Annotated in this window: 17 protein-coding genes and 2 pseudogenes; 12 read left to right on the plus strand and 7 right to left on the minus strand. The window is 72.5% G+C overall.

What is annotated here, in order from left to right:
* Positions 1 to 49: 49 nt before the first annotated feature.
* The gene (locus tag LO763_RS25110) at positions 50 to 1,252 is read right to left on the minus strand and encodes a serpin family protein (RefSeq protein WP_230790519.1); all 1,203 of its coding nucleotides are present in this window, start codon (positions 1,250 to 1,252) and stop codon (positions 50 to 52) included.
* Between the two features lie 212 nt (positions 1,253 to 1,464).
* Here LO763_RS25110 and LO763_RS25115 point away from each other — a divergent pair, with 212 nt between their 5' ends.
* The 7 genes from LO763_RS25115 to LO763_RS25145 all read left to right on the plus strand — a co-directional run bounded on the left by LO763_RS25115 (position 1,465) and on the right by LO763_RS25145 (position 10,251).
* Complete coding sequence (locus tag LO763_RS25115; RefSeq protein WP_230790521.1) at positions 1,465 to 3,387, plus strand: elongation factor G; 1,923 nt, start codon at positions 1,465 to 1,467, stop codon at positions 3,385 to 3,387.
* Between the two features lie 11 nt (positions 3,388 to 3,398).
* Positions 3,399 to 3,731 carry a hypothetical protein gene (locus LO763_RS25120; RefSeq protein ID WP_230790522.1) on the plus strand — a complete coding sequence of 111 codons (333 nt, stop codon included), beginning with the start codon at positions 3,399 to 3,401 and terminating at the stop codon, positions 3,729 to 3,731.
* Positions 3,732 to 3,861: 130 nt separating this feature from the next.
* Entirely contained in the window at positions 3,862 to 4,947 is a 1,086-nt protein-coding gene (locus LO763_RS25125; RefSeq protein WP_230790523.1) for a LacI family DNA-binding transcriptional regulator, read from the plus strand.
* Entirely contained in the window at positions 4,944 to 6,296 is a 1,353-nt protein-coding gene (locus LO763_RS25130; RefSeq protein ID WP_230790524.1) for an ABC transporter substrate-binding protein, read from the plus strand. The genes LO763_RS25125 and LO763_RS25130 overlap by 4 nt, the downstream gene beginning before the upstream one ends.
* Complete coding sequence (locus LO763_RS25135; protein WP_230790525.1) at positions 6,293 to 7,213, plus strand: carbohydrate ABC transporter permease; 921 nt, start codon at positions 6,293 to 6,295, stop codon at positions 7,211 to 7,213. The genes LO763_RS25130 and LO763_RS25135 overlap by 4 nt, the downstream gene beginning before the upstream one ends.
* Complete coding sequence (locus LO763_RS25140) at positions 7,210 to 8,091, plus strand: carbohydrate ABC transporter permease (protein WP_230790526.1); 882 nt, start codon at positions 7,210 to 7,212, stop codon at positions 8,089 to 8,091. The genes LO763_RS25135 and LO763_RS25140 overlap by 4 nt, the downstream gene beginning before the upstream one ends.
* Positions 8,092 to 8,142: 51 nt before the next feature.
* Positions 8,143 to 10,251, plus strand: a complete 2,109-nt coding sequence (locus tag LO763_RS25145; protein WP_230790527.1) for a beta-galactosidase — start codon at positions 8,143 to 8,145, stop codon at positions 10,249 to 10,251.
* A gap of 139 nt (positions 10,252 to 10,390) precedes the next feature.
* Here the strand turns inward: LO763_RS25145 and LO763_RS30150 are convergent.
* The 3 genes and pseudogenes from LO763_RS30150 to LO763_RS25160 all read right to left on the minus strand — a co-directional run.
* A pseudogene (locus LO763_RS30150) lies at positions 10,391 to 10,735 on the minus strand (excinuclease ABC subunit UvrA); the annotation flags it as partial.
* Between the two features lie 9 nt (positions 10,736 to 10,744).
* On the minus strand, positions 10,745 to 12,043 hold the full coding sequence (locus tag LO763_RS25155; protein ID WP_230790531.1) for an RNA-guided endonuclease InsQ/TnpB family protein: 1,299 nt from the start codon (positions 12,041 to 12,043) through the stop codon (positions 10,745 to 10,747).
* A 126-nt stretch (positions 12,044 to 12,169) separates the two neighbouring features.
* Positions 12,170 to 12,694, minus strand: a pseudogene (locus tag LO763_RS25160) (P-loop NTPase family protein); the annotation flags it as partial.
* Between the two features lie 74 nt (positions 12,695 to 12,768).
* Between LO763_RS25160 and LO763_RS25165 the strand changes: the two are divergent.
* Positions 12,769 to 13,728, plus strand: a complete 960-nt coding sequence (locus LO763_RS25165) for a helix-turn-helix transcriptional regulator (RefSeq protein WP_230790536.1) — start codon at positions 12,769 to 12,771, stop codon at positions 13,726 to 13,728.
* Between the two features lie 166 nt (positions 13,729 to 13,894).
* Here LO763_RS25165 and LO763_RS25170 read toward each other — a convergent pair whose 3' ends face one another.
* Together LO763_RS25170 and LO763_RS25175 are read right to left on the minus strand one after the other, a co-directional pair.
* Positions 13,895 to 14,755, minus strand: a complete 861-nt coding sequence (locus LO763_RS25170) for a sigma-70 family RNA polymerase sigma factor (RefSeq protein WP_230790538.1) — start codon at positions 14,753 to 14,755, stop codon at positions 13,895 to 13,897.
* Between the two features lie 122 nt (positions 14,756 to 14,877).
* Entirely contained in the window at positions 14,878 to 15,447 is a 570-nt protein-coding gene (locus LO763_RS25175) for a TetR/AcrR family transcriptional regulator (RefSeq protein WP_230790540.1), read from the minus strand.
* Between the two features lie 101 nt (positions 15,448 to 15,548).
* Between LO763_RS25175 and LO763_RS25180 the strand changes: the two genes are divergently transcribed.
* From LO763_RS25180 to LO763_RS25190, 3 genes are all read left to right on the plus strand, one after another.
* A complete protein-coding gene (locus LO763_RS25180) occupies positions 15,549 to 15,962 on the plus strand; it encodes a DUF4267 domain-containing protein (RefSeq protein ID WP_230790542.1) in 414 nt (137 codons plus the stop codon).
* 342 nt (positions 15,963 to 16,304) lie between these two features.
* Positions 16,305 to 16,823 (plus strand): GNAT family N-acetyltransferase, encoded by a 519-nt coding sequence (locus LO763_RS25185; RefSeq protein ID WP_230790544.1) that lies wholly within the window; start codon positions 16,305 to 16,307, stop codon positions 16,821 to 16,823.
* A 98-nt stretch (positions 16,824 to 16,921) separates the two neighbouring features.
* Positions 16,922 to 17,845 (plus strand): YobF C-terminal domain-containing protein, encoded by a 924-nt coding sequence (locus LO763_RS25190; protein WP_230790546.1) that lies wholly within the window; start codon positions 16,922 to 16,924, stop codon positions 17,843 to 17,845.
* On the opposite strand, the gene LO763_RS25195 is transcribed toward LO763_RS25190, so the two are convergent.
* Positions 17,842 to 19,140, minus strand: coding sequence for an MFS transporter (locus LO763_RS25195; protein ID WP_230790548.1), 1,299 nt, complete (start codon positions 19,138 to 19,140; stop codon positions 17,842 to 17,844). The two genes, LO763_RS25190 and LO763_RS25195, sit on opposite strands and share 4 nt — an antisense overlap.
* 81 nt (positions 19,141 to 19,221) lie before the next feature.
* On the opposite strand from LO763_RS25195, the gene LO763_RS25200 reads away from it, so the two are divergent.
* A complete protein-coding gene (locus tag LO763_RS25200; RefSeq protein ID WP_230790550.1) occupies positions 19,222 to 19,764 on the plus strand; it encodes an ArsR/SmtB family transcription factor in 543 nt (180 codons plus the stop codon).
* Positions 19,765 to 20,037 lie beyond the last annotated feature (273 nt).

The following is a 20,037-nucleotide window of genomic DNA, read 5'->3' on the forward strand; positions in this document are numbered from 1 at the left end:
GGTGCCGCGTCGGACAGGAGGGCGGCGGTGAGAGGGCCGCCCACCGGGTTCACCGGCCCCGTTGCGGTTCGGCGACCCATCCGGCGACGAGCACGAGTCCGGTGGGGCGGTGGCGCGCGAGGTAGGCGAAGGGCCGGTCGAAGGCGATCGAGGCCTTCTTGCGGCGGTGGTCGAACTTCGGGATGCTGCCGGCGCGGGCCATGGCGATCGCGGTGACGGCGGCGGCCTCGAAGCCGGTGGCGCTGAACTCGGCCGTGCAGGACTGGCGGGCCTGGCTGACGTAGACCGGTTCGGCGGCGAGGCGGTCGAAGCGGGCGCGGTCCTCGTCGGCGGCGAGTTCGAGGCCGAGCGCTTCGGCGTCCTCGCCGAGGTCGAGGTCGGCGTCGAGTTTGAACCGGACGGTCTGGACGTCGGTCTCGGGGGCGGTCTGGGGCCGCGTGCCCCGGTACTCGGCGACGGTGACGCCGACGGCGCTCGCCCCGGGGTCCAGTCCGGCGGCGGAGCGGCCCCAAGCGGGGTCGGCCGCGGCGTCGAGGAGGGCGTCCATGACCGCGTGGGGCGCGAGGTCGTCGCGGCCGAGGCCGAGGAGGACGTCGATGTCGCCGTCGCCTTCCAGAGTGAGCACCGAGGCGTTCTCGGCGACGCGCAGGACGTCGCCGTGGATCGTGGCGTCGAGGGTGTGGCAGCGGCCGAGCCCGGACCAGGGTCCGGTCGCGAAGGCGCGGCTGTGATCGGTGAACGGCGTGGCCCAGGCGGTGCGCACGGCGAGGGCGCTGGCCAGGACGAGGTCGATGGGCTGCGTGAAGTCGAGCGGCATCTCCGGGATGAGGCCCCGGGTGTGGCGGGAGGCCCAGGCGTCGAGGGCGGCCTTGTCGGCGGCGGGGTCGCCGGTGAGCGAGCCGACCGCTTCGGCGGGGAGTCCCGCGACCCAGTCGGGGTCGAGGGTGACGCGCTCTCCGGCCCAGACGCCGAGGGCGAGGCTGATCGCGGGGGCGTTCGCGGCGGCGGCCAGGAGGGCCGCGGGGACCCGGGCGGCGCGGTCGGCGTCGAGGCCGGCCGCGGTGAGCAGCTCGTCCCGGGTCGCGGCCTCCGCTCCGGTGGCGAGGACGGCCAGGAGCGGCCATACGCCGAGGCCCGAGGCGGCGGCCGGGATCTCGGATCGGGCGGCGAGCCAGCGGCGGGTGAGGTCGTTGGCGGCGTCGACGTCGGCGGCCGTCAAGGCCTGCTGGAAGGTGCCTTCACTGGTGCCCATGACGCGGATGCTACCGCGCCGGTGCGAGGCGGAGTCCGGCTGCGCGGGCGAAGCGCCCGGTGAAATTCGGTTGCGGAGGGAAGGCGGCCCCCTTAGCCTCGGGCGCATCGTCGAACCGACGTGCCAGTCCTCATCGAAGCAGGAGATCGACATGCGCCGAACCTCGGAGTGCTCCATCCGTTTCCAGCCGATCTCGCCTCTGAGGAATGTCAATGTCGTATCTGAACCTGGGGATTCTGGCCCATGTCGACGCCGGTAAGACCAGCCTGACCGAGCGGCTGCTGTACGACGCGGGGATCATCGACCGCGTCGGCAGCGTCGACTCCGGCAGCACCCAGACCGACTCCATGGACCTGGAGCGGCGCCGCGGGATCACCATCCAGTCGGCGGTCGTCGCGTTCCGGTTGGGCGGCCTCACCGTCAACCTCATCGACACGCCCGGGCACACCGACTTCATCGCCGAGGTGGAGCGGGCGCTGCGCGTGCTCGACGGCGCGGTGCTGGTCGTCTCCGCCGTCGAGGGCGTCCAGGCCCAGACGCGGGTCCTGTTCCGCACGCTGGAGCGGCTCGGCGTGCCGACGCTCCTGTTCGTCAACAAGATCGACCGCCGCGGCGCCCGCGAGGCGGACCTGCTCGAGGACCTCGCCGCGAAGCTGAGTCCGCGGCTGCTGCCGATGGGCGCGGTGCGCGGCATCGGCGGCGGGGAGGCCTCGGTCGAGGCGTTCTCGTTCGCGCAGCCCGGGTTCGCCGAGCGGGCCGCGGAGATGCTGGCGGAGGGCTCGGACGCGTTCCTGGAGGCGTACCTCGAGCGCCCGGAGGCGCTGGACTGCGACGGCGAGCTCGCCGCGCAGGTGCGCTCGGGGAGGGCGCACCCGGTCTACTTCGGATCGGCGGTGACCGGCGCGGGGGTCGCGGCCCTGACCGAGGGCGTCCGCCGGTACCTGCCCGCGCCCGTCCGCGACGCGGGCGGGGAGCCGCGCGGCACGGTGTTCAAGGTGGAGCACGCCGCGGCGGGCCAGAAGATCGCCTACATCCGGCTGCGCGGCGGCCGGATCGCCCCGCGCGGGCACCTGACGGTGCACCGCCGGGGCGAGCGCGGCGTGGTGGAGTCGTTCGAGGGCAAGGCGACCGGGGTCGAGGTGTACGCGACCGGCACGGCCACCGTGCCCGCGGTCGCCGAACCCGGCAGCATCGCGAAGGTGCGGGGCCTGGCCGACGTGCGCATCGGCGACGCGATCGGCTCGCCGGACGAGCTGGGCGGCGGCGGGTTCTTCACGCCGCCGACGCTGGAGACGGTGGTGCGCCCCGAGCGGCCGGCCGACCGCGTCCCGCTGAACCGGGCCCTGCTGAGCCTGGCCGAGCGCGACCCGCTGGTCGACCCGCACCTGGACGAGCTGTCCGAGGAGACGGCGATCCGGCTCTACGGGGAGGTCCAGAAGGAGGTCGTGGCCTCGCTCCTGCTGGAGGAGTTCGGCATCGGCGTGGAGTTCGAGGAGACGCGGGCGATCCACACGGAGCGTCCGAACGCGGTCGTCTCGGCGCTGCACGAGATGGGGCCGTGGCAGCAGACGCCGCACATCGCCACGGTGGGGCTGCGGCTGGAGCCCGGCGAGCCGGGCTCGGGCCTGGAGTACGGGCTGGAGGTCGAGCGGGGGTCGCTGACGCGGGCGCTGCGCAACGCCGTCGAGGAGACCGTGCACGAGGTGATGCGGCGGGGCCTGTACGGCTGGGCGGTGACCGACTGCCGGGTGCTCCTGACCGCGACCGGCTACATCGGGCGGGCGAGCACCGCGGGCGACTTCCGGGAGGTCGTGAAGTTCCTGCTGGACGGGATGCTGAAGGAGGCGGGCACCACGGTCTGCGAACCGGTCAGCCGCTTCGACGTGGAGTTCCCGGCCGGGACGGGCAACGCGGTCCTCAAGGCGCTGGGCGAGGGCCGTGCGGACATCAAGGGCCAGTTCTCGACCGAGACCACCGGGTACGTGTCGGGCTTCCTGCCGACCGAGGCGGTGCACGGCCTGGAGCGGCGGCTGCCGGGCCTCACGGAGGGCCTGGCGCTGTTCACGACCGAGTTCGCCGAGTACCGCCCGGTGCACGGGCCCCCGCCGCGGCGCGGCGGCGGGGACGGCGCGTGATCATAGGGGGCATGGGAAACGGCATCAGGCGGATCACACTGCGCTCCGAGAAGGGCCCCGGGCAGCGGCACTGGCTGTGGGCGTACGTCGACGGGGAGGGCGCGCTCCACGTCGACGGCCACGACATCGACCCGGCGCTGGAGGCGGTGGTCGGCGGCGACGAGGCCGAGACGTTCCACATCGTGCGGCCCGAGCACCTCGAGGCGCTCGTGGGGGTGCTCGGCGGCGAACCGGGGGCGGACGTGCTCGACGTGCTCGCCGAGCGGTGCACCGGGAAGGGCTCGTACGAGCTGGTGGCGGTGCTGCGCAGCGGGGTGATCCCGGTGGAGGTCGGCCTGCGCTGACCGGCGGGGCGCCGGGCCCGCCGAATGCGGGGAGGTTTTTCCGAAAGCGGTCGAAGCGGGCGCCTTGACAACGCTTGCGGTGTGGCCTACGTTGCACATGACAACGTAGTCAGAACCTGGCAGGAGCCCTATGTCCCCGCCTCTCTCCGGCGAGACCCCGCGCCGCCGCCCGCCCGGCATGACCGACGTGGCGCGCCTCGCGGGCGTGTCGCAGAAGACCGTCTCGCGCGTGGTCAACAACGAGCGCTACGTCTCCGACGAGGTCCGCGAGAAGGTCCTGCGCGCCGCCCGCGAACTGGGGTTCCGGCCCAACACCGCCGCGCGGGCGCTCATCACCGGCCGCTTCCGGCGCATCGGCGTCGTCTCCCTCGGCACCGCGCTCTACGGCCCGGCCTCGCTCCAGGTGGCGCTGGAGCGCGCCACCCGGGCCGCGGGCGTCTCGGTGACCGTGGCCAACACGGCCGAGGGCCAGCCCGGCGCGGTCGCCGAGGCGATCGAGTGGCTGCTCCAGCAGGGCGTGGACGCCGTGGTGATCTCCGAGCCCATCGACGAGGGCGAGCCGGTCGACGTCGACACCGACGTCCCGATCTACAGCCTCGGGCAGGGGCAGGGCCTGCCCGAGGCGCGGAACCTCCTCCCCGGCGAGTTCAACCGCCACGCCTCCCGCGAGGCCGTCGAGCACCTCCTGGACCTCGGGCACGCCCGCGTCCGGCACCTCGCCGGGCCCGGCAAGTGGTACGCCGCAAGGGAACGCGCCCAGGGCTGGCGCGACGCCCACGAGGCGCGCGGCATCGAGCCGCCGCCGCTCCTGGAGGGCGACTGGTCCCCCGCCGCCGGGTACCGTGCGGGCCTGGAGCTGCTGCGCGACCCGGACGTGACCGCCGTGGCCTGCGCCAACGACGACATGGCGATCGGGCTCGTCCGCGCGTTCGCCGAGGCGGGCCGGGCCGTCCCGGAGCAGGTGAGCGTCACCGGCTTCGACGACATCCCCGCCGCCGCCTACCTCACCCCGCCCCTGACCACCGTCCGCCAGCAGTTCGAGGCCGACGCGGTCCGCGCCCTCGGCGCGGTCCTGCGGCGGCTCCCCGGCGCGCCCGCCGACGCTCCGGAGGCCGAGCCGCGAACGGACGGGCGCGCGCGCAGCCTCGTCGTGCGCGCGTCGACCGCTCCGCCCCCGAACCGGCTCAAAGGAGAGCCAGGAAAGGACGCACGATGAACCCCCGCTTCAGACGCAGGACGGGGCTCGCCGCCGCGCTCGCGAGTCCGCTCGCGTTCAGCGCATGCGCCCGCGAGCGAGCCCAGCACCAGTCGCACTACAGCCAGGCCGAGATCGACGAGGCGATGCGCACGCCCACCGAGATCGACTTCTGGACCTGGGTGCCCGGCATCGAGAAGGAGGTGGCGCTCTTCGAGGAGGCCTACCCGGCCGTGAAGGTCGACATCGTCAACGCGGGCCAGGGCGCGGCCCACTACACGAAGCTGCGGACCGCCCTGCGGGCCCGGAACGGCGCGCCCGACGTGGCCCAGCTGGAGTACCAGATGATCCCGTCGTTCGCGATCACCGAGGACCTGCTCGACCTGCGGCCCTTCGGCGCCGCCGACCTCGCCGACGCGTACGTCGAGTTCGCCTGGTCCCAGGTCACCGGCACCGACGGCCAGATCTGGGCGATCCCGCAGGACACCGGCCCCATGGGGATGCTGTACCGCGACGACATCTTCGAGGCCCACGGCATCGGGGTGCCCGCGACCTGGGACGAGTTCGCCGATGCCGCCGGGCGCCTGCGCGAGGCCGACCCGGAGGTGTACCTGACGAACCTGGCGCCCGGCCAGGGCGCGTTCTTCGCCGCGATGCTGTGGCAGGCCGGGGCCGACCCGTTCGCCGGGACCTCCGGGGGCGACCTGCGCGTCGACTTGGCCGGCGAGGCCGCGACGCGGGTGGCCCGGTACTGGGGCGACCTGGCCGAGCAGGGCCTCGTCTCCGTCGACGCCGACTTCAACGACCAGTGGTACCAGGCGCTCAACAAGGGCAAGTACGCCACCTGGATCGCCCCCGCGTGGGCCCCGACGTTTCTGGAGTCCGCCGCGGCGTCCACCTCGGGCAAGTGGCGGTGCGCGCCGCTGCCGCAGTGGGACGCCGGCTCCGAGCCGGTCTCCTCCAACTGGGGCGGCTCGACCTCCGCGGTCATGTCCACCACCGCGAACCCGGTGGCGGCGGCCGTGTTCGCGCAGTTCATCAACTCCGACCGCGAGTCCACCGAGACGATGGCGTTCGAGCAGTTCCTCTACCCGCCCGCGAAGGCGGTCCTGGAGGACCCGGCCTTCGCCGGGCAGGAGCTCGAGTTCTACGGCGGCCAGCAGGTCAACGGCCTGTTCGCCGAAATCGGCGCGACCGTCGCGCCCGACTTCCAGTGGGCGCCCTTCCAGGACCAGGTCTACGCCGACTTCACCGAGACGGTGGGCACCGCGTTCACGGAGCGGACCGACGCCGTGGCCGCCATGGAGGCGTGGCAGGCCGCCGTCGAGGAGTACGCCGAGTACCAGGGATTCACGGTGAACCGGTCATGACCGCCACCGCAGAGGCGCCGCGCGCCGCCGCGCGCCGACCCGAGGGGACCCGCCGCCGCGCCCTGGCCGGGTACCTGTTCGTCGCCCCCTTCATGATCGTGTTCGCCGCGATGTTCGCGGTGCCGCTGATCTACGCCGCCTACTTCAGTCTCTTCCGGGAGCAGCTGGTGGGCGGCAACGTCTTCGTCGGCCTCGACAACTACGCCCGGGCCTTCACCGACCCCGCCGTGTGGGAGGGGCTCGGCCGCGTCGGCGCGTTCTTCCTCCTCCAGGTGCCCGCCATGCTCGTGGTGGCGCTCGCCCTGGCGCTCGCGCTCGACACGGGCCTGACCAGGCTCTCCCGGTTCGCGCGGCTGGGGGTCTTCGTCCCCTACGCCGTGCCCGGCGTCATCGCGACCCTCATGTGGGGCTTCATGTACGGGCCCCAGTTCGGGCCGTTCGCGCAGCTGGCCGAGAAGATCGGCGTCGGGGTGCCGGACTTCCTCGGCGCCGACCTCATGCTCGGCTCCCTCGCGAACATCGTGTTCTGGGAGTTCACCGGCTACAACATGGTGATCCTGTACGCCGCGCTGCGGGCCGTGCCGGGCGAGCTGTACGAGGCCGCCGCCGTCGACGGGGCCGGGCAGTGGCGCACCGCCTGGTCGATCAAGATCCCCGCGCTGCGCTCGGCGCTGGTGGTCTGCATGGTGTTCTCGATCATCGGGTCCTTCCAGCTGTTCAACGAGCCCAACCTGATGCAGCCGCTGGCGCCCACCGTCATCGACAGCTCGTACACGCCCAACCTGTACGCCTACCACCTCGCGTTCACGGGCCAGGAGTACAACTACGCCGCCGCGGTGTCGTTCGTGCTCGGCCTGATCATCCTGGTCGGCTCGTACGCGTTCATGCTCGCCACCAACCGCAGGAGCCGGTCATGACCGCGATCGCGCGCAATGTCAAGCGCCGCAGGCCGAAGCGCAGCACGATCCTCACCGTCGGCGTCCTCGCCGCCGCCGCGTACTTCCTGCTGCCGCTGTTCTGGCTCGTCGTGGCCTCCACCAAGACCAGCGAGGACCTGTTCTCGACCTTCGGGCTCTGGTTCTCCGGCGACAACGCGTTCTTCGCGAACGTGCGGGAGACGGTCACGTACGACAACGGCGTGTTCCTGCGCTGGATGGGCAACACGCTCCTCTACGCGGTCGCCGCCGCCGGGGGCGGGGCGCTGCTGGCGGCCCTGGCCGGGTACGGGTTCGCCAAGTACCGGTTCCGCGGCAACCGCGCCATGTTCATGGGCGTGCTCGGCGCGATCATGGTCCCCGCGACCGCGCTCGCGATCCCCACGTACCTGCTGTTCGCGCAGATCGGCCTGGCCGACACCGTGTGGGCGATCATCCTGCCCTCGCTCGTGAACCCGTTCGGGCTGTTCCTGATGCGGGTCTACGTCGAGGCCGCGGTGCCCGACACGCTCCTGGAGGCCGCGCGCATCGACGGGGCGAGCGAGGCCCGGATCTTCTTCCAGGTCGTGCTGCGGCTCCTCGCGCCCGGCTTCGCGACGGTGCTGCTGTTCGCGCTCGTGCAGACGTGGAACAACTACTTCCTGCCGCTGATCATGCTCAACGACCCCGACCTGTACCCGATCACGGTGGGCCTGGCCCGCTGGCAGGGGCAGGCCGCGGCCGCGGGCGGCGCGAGCGGCGACCTGATCCCGCTGGTCGTCACCGGCTCGCTCCTGTCGATCGTCCCGCTGGTGATCGCGTTCCTGTTCCTCCAGCGGTACTGGCAGTCCGGGCTGGTCTCGGGCGCCGTCAAGCAGTGAGACCCGGGCCGGGCGCCGCCGCGCCCGGCCCGCCACCCGAAGGGAGACCGCATGTCCGAGTCCGAGCCGATCCTGTTCGGCGCCGCCTACTACTACGAGTACCAGCCCGCCGCCGCCGACGGCCTCGGCGCCGAGGCCGGGCTCCAGCGGTTGAAGACCGACCTCGACCTGATGGCCGAGGCCGGGTTCTCCGTGATCCGCGTCGGCGAGTCCGTCTGGAGCACCTGGGAGCCCGAGAACGGCCGCTTCGACCTGGACTGGCTCGAACCGGTCCTGGACGGGGCGCGCGAGCGCGGCATCGGCGTCATCGTCGGCACCCCGACCTACGCCGTCCCGCCGTGGCTCGCGCGCCTCTACCCCGAGATCGCCGGCGAGCACCGCACCGGGCGGCGCATCGGCTGGGGCGGGCGCCAGGAGGTCGACTACACGCACCCGGCGTTCCGGTTCCACGCCGAGCGGGTCGTCAGGAAGATCCTGGCGCGCTACGCCGACCACCCGGCCGTGATCGGCTACCAGGTCGACAACGAGCCGGGCCTCCAGATCTTCCACAACGAGGGCGTGTTCCAGCGGTTCGCCGACCACCTGCGCCACCGCTACGGCGACGTCGAGGCCCTCAACCGCGAATGGGGCCTGGTGTACTGGTCGCACCGCCTGTCCACCTGGGCCGACCTGTGGCGGCCCGACGGGAACGCGCAGCCGCAGTACGCGCAGGCGTGGCGGCGGTTCCAGACCGAGCTGACCACCGAGTTCATCGGCTGGCAGGCCGACATCGCCCGCGAGTACGCGCGCGGGGACCAGTTCGTGACCACGTGCATCTCCTACCCGCGGCCCGCCGTGGACGACCGGGCGCTCGCCGCGCGCCTCGACGTCACGGCCGGGAACCCGTACTACCGGATGCAGGACGGCCTGGCGCTGCCGAGCGCGGACGGGACCGCCGCGGACTGGAAGACCCGCGGCACGTGGGGGCTGTACCACTCGGCCGACCGGATGTACTCCTCCCGGCAGGAGCCGTTCCTGGTCACCGAGACGAACGCGCAGGCCATCGGCGAGCCGTGGCGCAACGAGCCGGCCTACGACGGGCAGTGGCGCCAGGCCGCGTGGGCGCTGGTCTCGCGCGGCGCCAAGATGATCGAGTACTGGCACTGGCACACGCTCCACTTCGGCACCGAGACCTACTGGGGCGGGGTCCTGCCGCACAGCCAGGAGCCGGGCCGGACCTACCGGGAGCTCGCGGGGCTCGGGGCGGAGCTGCGCCGGGCCGGCGCGGACCTGAAGGGCCTGACGCCGGGCGCCGATGTGGCGGTCCTGTACTCGAAGCCGAGCGAGTGGGGCCTGGCCTCCCACCCGCAGATCGCGACCGACGAGGGCGGGCCGGACCACCGCTCGTTCGAGTCGATCGTCGGGCCGTTCTACCAGGGCGCGTTCGACGCCGGGCTCCAGGCGCGGATCGTCCACACCGAGCAGCTCGGCGACCCGGGCGAGGCGGCGGCCGAGTACCCGGTGCTGGTGGCGGCGGGCCTGTACGTGGCGGACGACGCGCTGCTGGACTGGCTCGGCGAGTACGCGGCGGCGGGCGGGCACCTGGTCCTGGGCCCGCGCACGGGCTACGGCGACGAGGAGGCGCGGGCGCGGCTGGAGGTCAAGCCCGCGCGGCTCACCGAGGCGGCCGGGGTCTGGTACGAGGAGTTCGCGAATCTCGACGGGCCGGTGCCGGTGCGGGCGCCCGAGGGCTCGCCGCTGGCGCTCGGCGGCGGGGACGCGGGCGTGAAGTGGGCCGACGGCGTGTACCTGGAGGGGGCCGAGGCGCTGGCCGAGTACGCGCACCCGCACTACGGGAGGTTCGCGGCGGCGGCGACGAAGGCCCACGGCGGCGGCCGGGTCACCTATGTCGGGACGATCCCGAACGCGGCCTTCGGGAAGGCCCTGTTCACGTGGGTCGCTCCGGAGGACCCGTGGCGCCCTGAGCACCCGAGCGTGACCGCGACCAGCGGCGTGAACGGCGCGGGGGCGACGGTGCGGTTCGTGCACAACTGGTCCTGGGACGCGGCGGAGTACGCGCTGCCCGGGGCGGTCCGGGACCTGCTGGACGGGACCGAGTACGCGGCGGGCGGGACGCTGCGCCTGGGCGCGTGGGACGTGAAGGTCCTCATAGAACTCTAAAGAGTGATCGCGGCCCCTTCGGCGTGTTCCGGCGCCGCCGCGGGGTACGCGGACGCCCGGGGTCCGGTCCGTGGGTCTGGCCGGGCCCCGTCGGGGGCGCCGTGCGCCGGTCGTCTCGACCGGCGCACGGTTCGTTCCCTCAGGCCCGGAGCGCCCGCGCCGTCGCGGTGCCCTCGAGCCGCGCGACGGGCCCCTCATAGAGCACGCGGCCGCCGTGCCTGCCCGCGCCGGGGCCGAGGTCGACGACCCAGTCGGCGCGGCGGACCACGTCGAGGTCGTGCTCGATGACGACCGCGGTGTGGCCGCGCTCCACGAGCTGGTCGAGCACCGCCGCGAGCGTGTCGACGTCGCGCAGGTGCAGGCCGGTGGTGGGCTCGTCGAAGACGTACAGCGACGGCTCGGCGGCCTCGCGCAGCTCCCTCGCGATCTTGACGCGCTGGCACTCGCCGCCCGAGAGCGTGGTGAGCGGCTGGCCGAGGCGCAGTTGACATCCTCATCGTCTCAAAAGGACGGTGGTTCCCGGCTCGGGCGCCGCTTGCGCGGTGCCGCTACGGGTGGGTTCCTCGTTCTGTCCCTCACGGGTGTTTCCAGGTCTGCCAGGTCTCCCTGGTCTGACGTCCTGTCCAGAGGCGTTTCGCGTGTCCGAGTGCCCCTCGGCCACGAGCCGTCTACCTTCACGGCGAATATTGATCTCTGCATTCTGATCCCGGTCGTGGACCGCCCCGCACCCGCACACCCACGACCTGACCTTCAGGCCCTCGATCCCGGACGGCCCGTCCAAGACCCCGCACAACGAGCACAACCGAGTGGAAGGGAAGAACCGGTCGACACGCGCGAACGTCCGCCCCGCACGGGCCGCCTTCGACTCCAGCCGGACCAAGAACATCCCGAACGACGCATCATGCATCGACTTGGCGTGTCCACCCCGGGACAGGCCCTTGACGTTCAGGTCTTCGACATAGATGCCTTGGTTCTCGGCAACGATCGTCTTGACCTGCTTGTCAACCCAATCCGAACGGGCGTCCTTGATGCGTTCGTGGACCTTCGCGACCCGAATCCGGGCTTTCGCCCGGTTCGCCGAACCCTTCGCCTTCCGAGCAAGAACCCGCTGTGACTTCCCCAGCTTGCGTTCCAACCGCCGGAAGAACTTCGGGTTCTCGATCACCTTCCCACCGCGCAAGACCGCGAAGTCCTTCAAACCCAGGTCAATGCCGGTCTCGGCCTCCGGTGCCGCGAGCGGTTCGAGTAGATCCGCACCATCATCCACGGCGACGACGAAACTGGCGTAGTACTTTCCCGTCGGAGTCTTGACGACCGTCACCGAGGACGGTGCCGACGGCAACTCCCGCGACCACACCACCCGCATGTCGCCGATCTTCGGCAGCCGAAGCCGACCGTTGTCAAGCACACTGAACTTGGCATTGCGCGTGAACCGGATCGACTGCGCACCCACGCGGCGTTTGAACCTCGGCGGGCCCATACGCGCCCCCGCACGCTTGCCCTTGAGCGACGCGAAGAAGTTCTGGTACGCCCGGTCGGCGTCCGCGAGCGCCTGCTGCAACACCACCGCCGACACTTCACCGAGCCACGCCCGCTCAGGGGTGCACTTCGCCGCGGTGATCAGCGCCTTCGAAAGAGCCGCCGTAGACGGGTGGGGCAAACCTTCGGCGTGCGCGTGCTTCCGCGCGGCGACCGCGTCATTGAACACCGTGCGAGCGCACCCGAACGCCCGCGCGAGCGAAACCCGCTGCGGCGCTGTCGGATAAACCCGGTACCGGTATCGAAGGAGCACCCCTCAAGGCTAGACCAGAGGTACGACAAAACCGTCGACCTCAGGCCCGAGCAGTCCCGCTGGCGCGGGACTGCGAGCAGGCGATCTCCTGGATGCATCCTTGCCCTAAAGGACAGAGCCCTCTCCGGAATACCTGTACCCGCCGTCGACGAAGCCGGGCAGCAGGATCGCGCCCTCCTTCAGGGAGCGGTCGGGGTCGAGGAACGCGTCGGTGTCGAGCTCGACCGCCTCGCCGAGCCCGGAGCAGGTCGGGCACATGCCCGCGGGGTCGTTGAAGGAGAACCGGTTGGACTCGCCGACGTGCGGGGTGCCGACGCGCGAGTACAGCAGCCGCAGGTAGGTCCAGGCGTCGGTGACGGTGCCGACCGTGGACCTGGCGTTCCCGCCGATGCGGCGCTGGTCGATGACGATCACCGGCGACAGGCCCGACAGCTCGTCGGCCTCGGGCCGGGTCCACTTGGGGAGCCGGTTGCGGGTGAAGGGCGGGTAGGTCTCGTTGAGTTGGTGGCCGGCCTCGGCGGCGATCGTGTCGAACACCAGGGACGACTTGCCGGAGCCGGACACGCCCGCGAACACGGTGAGGCTGCCGCGGGGGAGGTCGAGGTCCACGGACCGCAGGTTGTTCGACCGGGCGCCGCGGATTCGGATCATTCGCTCGTTCACGGCTCCGACGGTAGGCGCAGATGCGGCCGCTTCCCGACCGCGATTCGCGGCAGACTGGGGGCATGTCGGATGTCACCGGGCGGATGCTGTCGCTGCTGGCCACGTTGCAGACCGGGCGGTCGTTCAGCGGGGAGGAGCTGGCGGCGCGGCTCGGGGTCAGCCCGCGGACGCTGCGGCGCGACGTCGACCGCCTGCGCGGCCACGGGTATCCGGTCGAGACGCGGCCGGGGCCGGGCGGGCACTACCGGCTCGCGGCGGGCCGGACCATGCCGCCGCTGATGCTCGAGGACGACGAGGCCGTCGCGATGCTGCTCGGGCTGGCCGCCCTGGCCGCGCGGGGCAGCGCCGACGAGGGGAGCCTCGACGAGGCGGCCACCCGCGCGTACGGCAAGCTCGAGCAGTTCCTGCCCAAGCGGCTGCGTCCCCGGATCGGGCGGCTGCGCACCAGCCTGGAGACGGGGGCAGCGGCGGGGCCGAGCCCGAGCGCCGAGGATCTGGGGCTGCTCGCGGACGCGATCGGGGACCGGCGGGTCGTGGCGTTCGACTACGAGCGGAAGGACGGGGCGGTCGCCTCGCGGCGGGTCGAGCCCCACCGGCAGGCGCACCACCTGGAGCGGTGGTACCTGCTGGGCTGGGACCTGGACCGGGGCGACTGGCGGGTCTACCGCGTGGACCGGATCAGCGGCCTGCGGGTCTCGACGTCGCGCTTCGAGCCGCGGCCCGCGCCCGCCGACACGGCGATCGAGTACCTCGCGAGCGGCATGAACCGGGACCGGGAGCCGGTGGTGATCACCGTGGACGCCCCGGCGCGGGCGGTCGCGGACGCGTTCCGGCACGACAACGTCGAGCTGGAGCCGCTGTCGGAGGGGCGCACGAGGGTCCGGCTGCGGCTGGAGACGTGGGAGTGGCCGCTGCTGGGGCTGGCGTTCCTGGACGCGGACTTCGGGATCGAGGCGCCGGAGCGGTTGCGGGAGGGGTTCAGGGGCTTCGCCGAGCGGCTGGGGCGCGCGGTCGACGGCTGAGCGGGACTCCGCGGGGCCGGAGGCGGCGGGTTCTCGGCATGGAGGGCCGGCCCCGGGGGCTCGGTCGCCGGTCTGCGCGGGACCGCCCGTCGCCCGGGGGCGGCGCGGAGTCGCGCTTCGTGGGGGCGGTCGCGTCGCGGCCGGGTCCGGTTCGAGTCGCCGCCGCTCAGTCGAAGTCCGCGAGGTCCAGGGCCGCGATGGCGGCCGGGTCGTTCACGATGTCGATGGCGGCCACCTTGCCGCCGACCACCGTGAAGGCCAGCACCGAGCGCGGCTTGCCGCCCGGGGCCCACATCGCGCCGGCCGTGCCGTCCACGAGGACCGCGACCGCCTGCTTCGCCTGGCCGTTGAACAGCTCCGCGACGGCCTTGGCGCCGATGACCTCGCGGCCGCCGAACCCGGTCGCCGCGGCCTCCTCGTCGGCGACCACGACGATGTCGGGGTCGAGCACGGCGAGCAGGTCCTCGAAGCGGCCTTCGCGGGCGGCGGCGAGGAACGCGTCGACCACGCCCTTCTGTCGTTTCGCGTCCGGGGCGGGCTCCCCGGAGCGGACGCGGCGGCGGGCGCGGCTGGCGAGCTGGCGGGCGGCCTCGGGGGTGCGGTCGAGGATCGGGGCGATGCGGTCGAAGGGGACGCTGAAGAGGTCGTGCAGCACGAACGCGAGGCGCTCGGCGGGGTTGAGGGAGTCGAGGACCACTTGGAGGGCGAGGCCGACCGAGTCGGCCATGACCGCGGCGGCCTCGGGGTCGTCTCCGGCGGGGGCGGCCGTCTGCGGCGGTTCGGCGTCGAGGGCGTCCTCGCGGCGGGTGCGGCGCGAGCGCAGGAGGTTGAGGCAGACGCGGGAGACGACGGTGGTGAGCCAGCCGCGCAGGTTGTCGACGCCGGCGGTGTCGGCGCGGGCGAAGCGCATCCAGGCCTCCTGGACGGCGTCGTCCGCCTCGGCGGCGCTGCCGAGCATCCGGAACGCCACGGCCCGCAGGTGGTCGCGGTGCTCCTCGAAGCGCTGCACTGGGAAGTCGTCGATCATCGGTCCCGCCTTCATGGAAACGTCGGTCAACTGTACTGACCCGCGGGCGGGCGGAGACGTGACCGGCGGGTGCGGAGGACCACGAGAATCCCGGCGCTCCGGCGGGTTCTCCGCTTCCGTTGTCAGCCGTTGACGAACTGGCGCAGCAGGATCGCCAGCCGGTCCTGCTGGAGGCCGGGGCGCAGGCGGCCGTCCCGGCCCAGGACGGCGAGGCCGTGCAGGGCCGCCCAGCCGGTCTCGGTGAGCGTCTCGGGGTCCCGGTCCCCCGCCAGCGGCGCGAAGACGGCGTACAGCTGCGCGAACCCGGCCTTGAGCACGTCGGGCGCGTTCGGGCCGAACTCCAGCCCTTCCGCGAGCGCGAACATGGCCTCGAAGAGCGCGGGGTTGGCGGCGGCGAAGTCGAGGTAGGCCTGGGCGACGGCCTCGAGCTCCTCGCCCTCCTCGGCGCCGGTCCGGGCCCGCTCGAGGGCCTCGGCGAGTTCGGCGGCGCCCTGGAGGGCCACCGCGTCCACGATCGCGCCGCGGCCGGCGAAGTGGCTGTAGAGGACCGGCTGGCTGTACTCGATGCGCTCGGCGAGCCTGCGGACCGTCACCGAGGCCCAGCCGTCGGCCTCGGCCATGTCGCGGGCGGCGCTGACGATGAGCGCTTCCCGCTGGGCCCGTTCTCGTTCTCGGCGCTGCTGTGTAGCCATGAACACGATACTAGCACCGCTAGACAATCGAGCAGGGCTATGTTACGGTCGCTCTCATTACTAGCAACGCTAGATCTTCTAGTTCGACTAAGGAGTCCCTCATGGCCCGCAGGATCACCGCCGACGTCCTCACCTTCATCGTCGCCCTCGGCATCATCTACATCGGCGCGTCCTTCCTCCTCGACCCCGCCGGCCAGGCGGCGGGCTTCGGATTCGACGCGTCGCCCACCGGCGAGGAGGCCCAGTTCCTGACGGTGAAGGGCGTGCGCGACATCGTCAGCGGCGTCCTGCCGCTCACGCTCCTGGCCCTGGGCCAGCGCCGCGCGCTCGGCTGGGCGCTGCTGTGCGAGGCACTCATCCCGCTGGGCGACGGCACGCTCATCCTCGTCAACGGCGGCAGCGTCGCCATCGCGCTGAGCGTCCACTACGCGACGATGGTCCTCGTGGTCGTCGCGGGCCTGCTCCAGCTCAAGGTCGCCGCGGTGCGCGAGCGCGAACTCGCCCGCGTGGCATAGCGAGGCCCGGCCGCGACCGCGAGGCCGGCCGGGCCAGCGCCGAGCGCGGACCGGCGCCGGACGGGTCGGTCGGGAAAGCGCGGCCCCGCCGCGCTCCCGCGAAGCGTGACCGGCCGAGCGGTTGCGGCAGGGGCATGCCGCAGGGCCTGTCGCGATCGTTCATCCCCCGGCGGCCCCGCACCTCGCCCCCCTGCGGCAGGGCGTTTCGAGTCCCGCCCGCACCCTTGAACCGCACTACGGCCCCGCCCGGCATCCCCTCGAGCGGGGCCGCTCCGCCGCCCGACCGCGTCCTTGCGGGGCAATTCCGTTGCGCCGCGGCACGTTTGCGCCGATACTCTGGCGATGACCGTGATCCGACGCGAGACCGAGGCCGACGCCCCGCTCGTCCACGCCCTCCACGACGCCGCCTTCGCCGCCGCCGAGCACTCCTCCGGCCACGAGGCCGACCTCGTGGACGCCCTGCGCACCAGCGGCGACTGGGAACCCGCCTACTCACTCGTGGCCGAGGCCGACGACCGACCGGTCGGCCACGTGGTCGCCACCTACGGCCGCCTCGCGGGGGAACGGATCCTCGGGCTCGGCCCGATCGGGGTCGACCCCGCCCTGCACGGCAAGGGGATCGGCTCGGCGCTCATGCACGCGGCGATCGCCGCCGCCGAGGCGCGGGACGAGCCGGCGATCGTCCTCCTCGGCAGCCCGGTGTACTACGGCCGCTTCGGTTTCGTCGCGGCCTCAGAGCACGGCGTCGAAGCGCCGGACCCGAACTGGGGCCCGTACTTCCAGATCCGGCCCCTCACCGCCTGGCGGAGCGGACTGCGCGGGGTCTACACCTACTCCCCCGCCTTCGACGAGTTCGGCTGAACGACGCGCGGTGTGATCCGAATTTCGTCCCCATTGCACTGAAAAATTGAAAAACGTAGTGTCCTCCAGAACCGCTCCGCATATTTCTGGAGGCTGCGATGTTCCTGCCCTACAACGGTTCAGGCCACTACTGCTACGCCAACTCGCTGTCGATGGCGCTCGGCCCCGATTCGCCCGGGCCCGCGTTCATCGAAGTGCTCACCGGGTCCCCCTTCGGGATGCAGCTGTTCGACGGGAACACGCCCTTCTTCGACCCCGCCGGCTGGGACGGCGACATCGGGCTCGACGCCGCCTGCGCCGCGCTCGGATGGGAGTGCGTCCGCGAGTCGGGCGGGACGCCGGAGGCCGCCGCCGACCGGCTCCGGGCGGCGGGCCCGGCCGATCCGCTGCTCGTCGGGCCCGTCGAGATGGGCCTGCTCACCCACGCGCCGAACCGCGGGACGCCGTTCGGGGCCGACCACTTCGTGGTCGTCCTCGGCGTCGAGGGCGGCCTGGTCCGCTTCCACGACCCGGCCGGGTTCCCGTTCGCGACCGTCCCGGTCGGTCAGTTCCTCGAAGCGTGGCGGACCGACACGCTGCTGTACGGGGAGTCGTACACGTCCCGGCGCGGATTCGTCCGCGTCCGCGAGGCGGCGGCGGTCGAGGCGGTCCGGGCGAGCGCGCCCGCGTGGACCGCCTGGCTGCGCGGCGAGCACGGGTTCCCCGTGACCGAAGGGACGCTTGCGAACCGCGAGGCCGCCGAGCGCCTGGCCGCGATGGTCGAGAAGGGGCTGGACGAGGGGATGCGGAACCAGCTGGTGCAGTTCGCGGTCCAGGTCGGCGCCCGGCGGCTGAACGACGCGGGGGCCTGCCTGGCGGCGGCAGGCGCCGACGAGGCATCGGCAATCGCCGCCAGGCAGGCCCGGCTGGTGGGCGGGCTCCAGTACGACCTCGTGAACGGCCGGGCGGCCGGGGCGGCCGCCGCGCTGCGCGAGCTGGGGCCGACCTATGAGGCGCTCTCGCTGGAGCTCGCGGAGATTTAGATCGCGGCCCGGACCTCCTCGTGTTCGGGGTTCGGCAGGTCGCGCATGTTGCGCAGGGGCGACAAGAAGACCGGCAGGAACGCGAGGCTGCATCCGATCGCGGCGATCCACAGCGACGTCCGGGCACCGAGCAGCTCGCCGAACGCGCCGCCGACGAGGGAGCCGACCGCGTAGACCCCGAAGACGATGAAGCGCACCGTGGCGTTCATGCGGCCCAGCATGTTGTCGGGGGTCAGGCGCTGGCGGAAGCTCACCTGGTTGACGTTGTAGACGACCGACCCCATGCCCACCAGGGCCATGCCGACCGCGCCGACCCAGATGCGCCAGCCCGGCTCGGCCGCCGGGACGAGGAGGAGCCAGGGCGAGCTGGCGAGGATCGAGATCCACACGGCGCGGCCCTCGCCGAGCCGGGCGGTCACGGGCCGGGTGATGAACGCGCCGACGACGCCGCCGATGCCGAAGACGGCGAACAGGGCGCCGATCTCGCCGGGCGTCATGCCGAGCTCGCGGGGCAGGAAGACCACGATCATCGCCATGAACGCGCCCATCCAGAGGTTGAACCAGCCGGTGCAGGCCACGATCGAGGCGAGGAGGCGGTTGCCGAGGACGAACGCGAGGCCCTCCTTGATCTCGCGGGTGATCTTGGCGCCGTGGGCGACCTCGGGTTTGGGTTCGCGGCGGCGGATGCGCACCAGGAACAGCGCGGAGGCGCCCAGGGCGACCGCGTCGAAGGCGATCGCGACGGGGGCCGTGAGCCATTCGATGAGCTGCCCGGCGAGCACGGGGCCGCCGAGCTGCGCGGTGGAGCGCACGGTCTCGAGCTTCGCGTTGCCCTCCACGAGCTTCGCGCGGCCGACCAGGTGCGGCAGATAGCTCTGGTAGGAGACGTCGAAGAAGACGGTGAAGACGCCGATGGTCAGGGCGACGGCGTACAGGTGCCAGATGGTGAGGGTGTCGGCCCACCAGGCGAGGGGGACGGTGAGCAGCACGGCCGCGCGCACGACGTCGCTGACGATGAGGACCCGGCGGCGGCGCATCCGGTCGATCCACGCGCCCGCGGGGAGGCCGATGAGCAGGAACGCGATCATGCTCATCGAGGAGAGCACGCCGACCTCGAACTCGCTCACGTCGAGTGCGATGACGGCCGCGAGCGGCAGTGCGAGGGAGGTGATCTGGTAGCCGAACTGGGCCACGGTGGTCGAGAGGAACAGGCCGCGGAAGTCGTGGTCGCGCAGGAGGCCGAGGCGGTCGCGGCGCTCGGGCTCGACGGGACCGGGGTCCCCGAGGGAGATCATGCGATTGAGTATTGCCAATCAGTTGGGAAAAGTCAATCGGTAATCGTGTGAGAGTGCCGCCACACGCCCTAAGATGAGGATGTGGCAGACGAGCGTGAGGTAGACGGCTTCAAGGACGACCGACCGCTGGCATCCGAGGGCGAGGCGAAGGCGTTGGCCTCGGCGGTGCGGCTGCGGATCCTGCGGCTGTGCCTGGACCAGGCGCTGACGAACAAGGAGATCGCCCAGCGGCTCGGCGCGAACCCGGCCACGGTGCTGCACCACGTGCGCAAGCTCGTCGACACGGGATTCCTTGCGGCGCAGCAGGAACGGGTGGGCGCGCGGGGCGCGCGGGAGATCCCGTACCTGGCGACGCGGAAGTCGTGGGCGCTGCGGCTCGGCGAGGAGTTCTGGTCGGACATGACGACGGCGATGATGGACGTCTTCCGCACCGAGGTGGCGCAGGCGAATCCGGCGCAGGTCAACGTCAGCAGGCTCGGCCTGCGCCTCGACGAGGAGCAGTACGGGATGCTGAACCAGCGGTTCAAGGCCCTGTTCGACGAGGTGAACGGCTGGGAGTCGAGGCCCGGGGCGAAGCCGTACTCACTGTTCCTGGCGATCCACCCCGACACGGGCCGGGAGTGAGAGGTGGACCGGGAGTGAGGCGCCGGGCGCTTTCGTGAGCGATGCTCAATGCACAGGCGCCCCCGGCCTCAAGGCCGCCTCGGAGGTACGACATGGAGCGTCCGGCGACGCAGTCTTAGGTGAGCATCATTCGATTCGCGGTGTCCCCCGGCCTCAAGGCTGCCTCGGGGGTGTGACAGCGGGGGCGGGGCGGGGTTCGCTCACAGGACACGTGCGGGAGGTTCGGGTCTGTCGGCGTGCTCGGGAGAGGCGCAGGTTTTCAGGGTATTCGGG

Source organism: Glycomyces amatae, assembly GCF_020991375.1.
In the GTDB taxonomy this organism is placed as follows: Bacteria; Actinomycetota; Actinomycetes; order Mycobacteriales; family Micromonosporaceae; genus Glycomyces; species Glycomyces amatae.

Bases quoted from the DNA above. Each gene is read 5' to 3' on its own strand.
- LO763_RS25110 (WP_230790519.1), bottom strand. From the start codon at position 1,252: ATGGGCACCAGTGAAGGCACCTTCCAGCAGGCCTTGACGGCCGCCGAC.
- LO763_RS25115 (WP_230790521.1), top strand. From the start codon at position 1,465: ATGTCGTATCTGAACCTGGGGATTCTGGCCCATGTCGACGCCGGTAAG.
- LO763_RS25120 (WP_230790522.1), top strand. From the start codon at position 3,399: ATGGGAAACGGCATCAGGCGGATCACACTGCGCTCCGAGAAGGGCCCC.
- LO763_RS25125 (WP_230790523.1), top strand. From the start codon at position 3,862: ATGTCCCCGCCTCTCTCCGGCGAGACCCCGCGCCGCCGCCCGCCCGGC.
- LO763_RS25130 (WP_230790524.1), top strand. From the start codon at position 4,944: ATGAACCCCCGCTTCAGACGCAGGACGGGGCTCGCCGCCGCGCTCGCG.
- LO763_RS25135 (WP_230790525.1), top strand. From the start codon at position 6,293: ATGACCGCCACCGCAGAGGCGCCGCGCGCCGCCGCGCGCCGACCCGAG.
- LO763_RS25140 (WP_230790526.1), top strand. From the start codon at position 7,210: ATGACCGCGATCGCGCGCAATGTCAAGCGCCGCAGGCCGAAGCGCAGC.
- LO763_RS25145 (WP_230790527.1), top strand. From the start codon at position 8,143: ATGTCCGAGTCCGAGCCGATCCTGTTCGGCGCCGCCTACTACTACGAG.
- LO763_RS25165 (WP_230790536.1), top strand. From the start codon at position 12,769: ATGTCGGATGTCACCGGGCGGATGCTGTCGCTGCTGGCCACGTTGCAG.
- LO763_RS25170 (WP_230790538.1), bottom strand. From the start codon at position 14,755: ATGATCGACGACTTCCCAGTGCAGCGCTTCGAGGAGCACCGCGACCAC.
- LO763_RS25175 (WP_230790540.1), bottom strand. From the start codon at position 15,447: ATGGCTACACAGCAGCGCCGAGAACGAGAACGGGCCCAGCGGGAAGCG.
- LO763_RS25180 (WP_230790542.1), top strand. From the start codon at position 15,549: ATGGCCCGCAGGATCACCGCCGACGTCCTCACCTTCATCGTCGCCCTC.
- LO763_RS25185 (WP_230790544.1), top strand. From the start codon at position 16,305: ATGACCGTGATCCGACGCGAGACCGAGGCCGACGCCCCGCTCGTCCAC.
- LO763_RS25190 (WP_230790546.1), top strand. From the start codon at position 16,922: ATGTTCCTGCCCTACAACGGTTCAGGCCACTACTGCTACGCCAACTCG.
- LO763_RS25195 (WP_230790548.1), bottom strand. From the start codon at position 19,140: ATGATCTCCCTCGGGGACCCCGGTCCCGTCGAGCCCGAGCGCCGCGAC.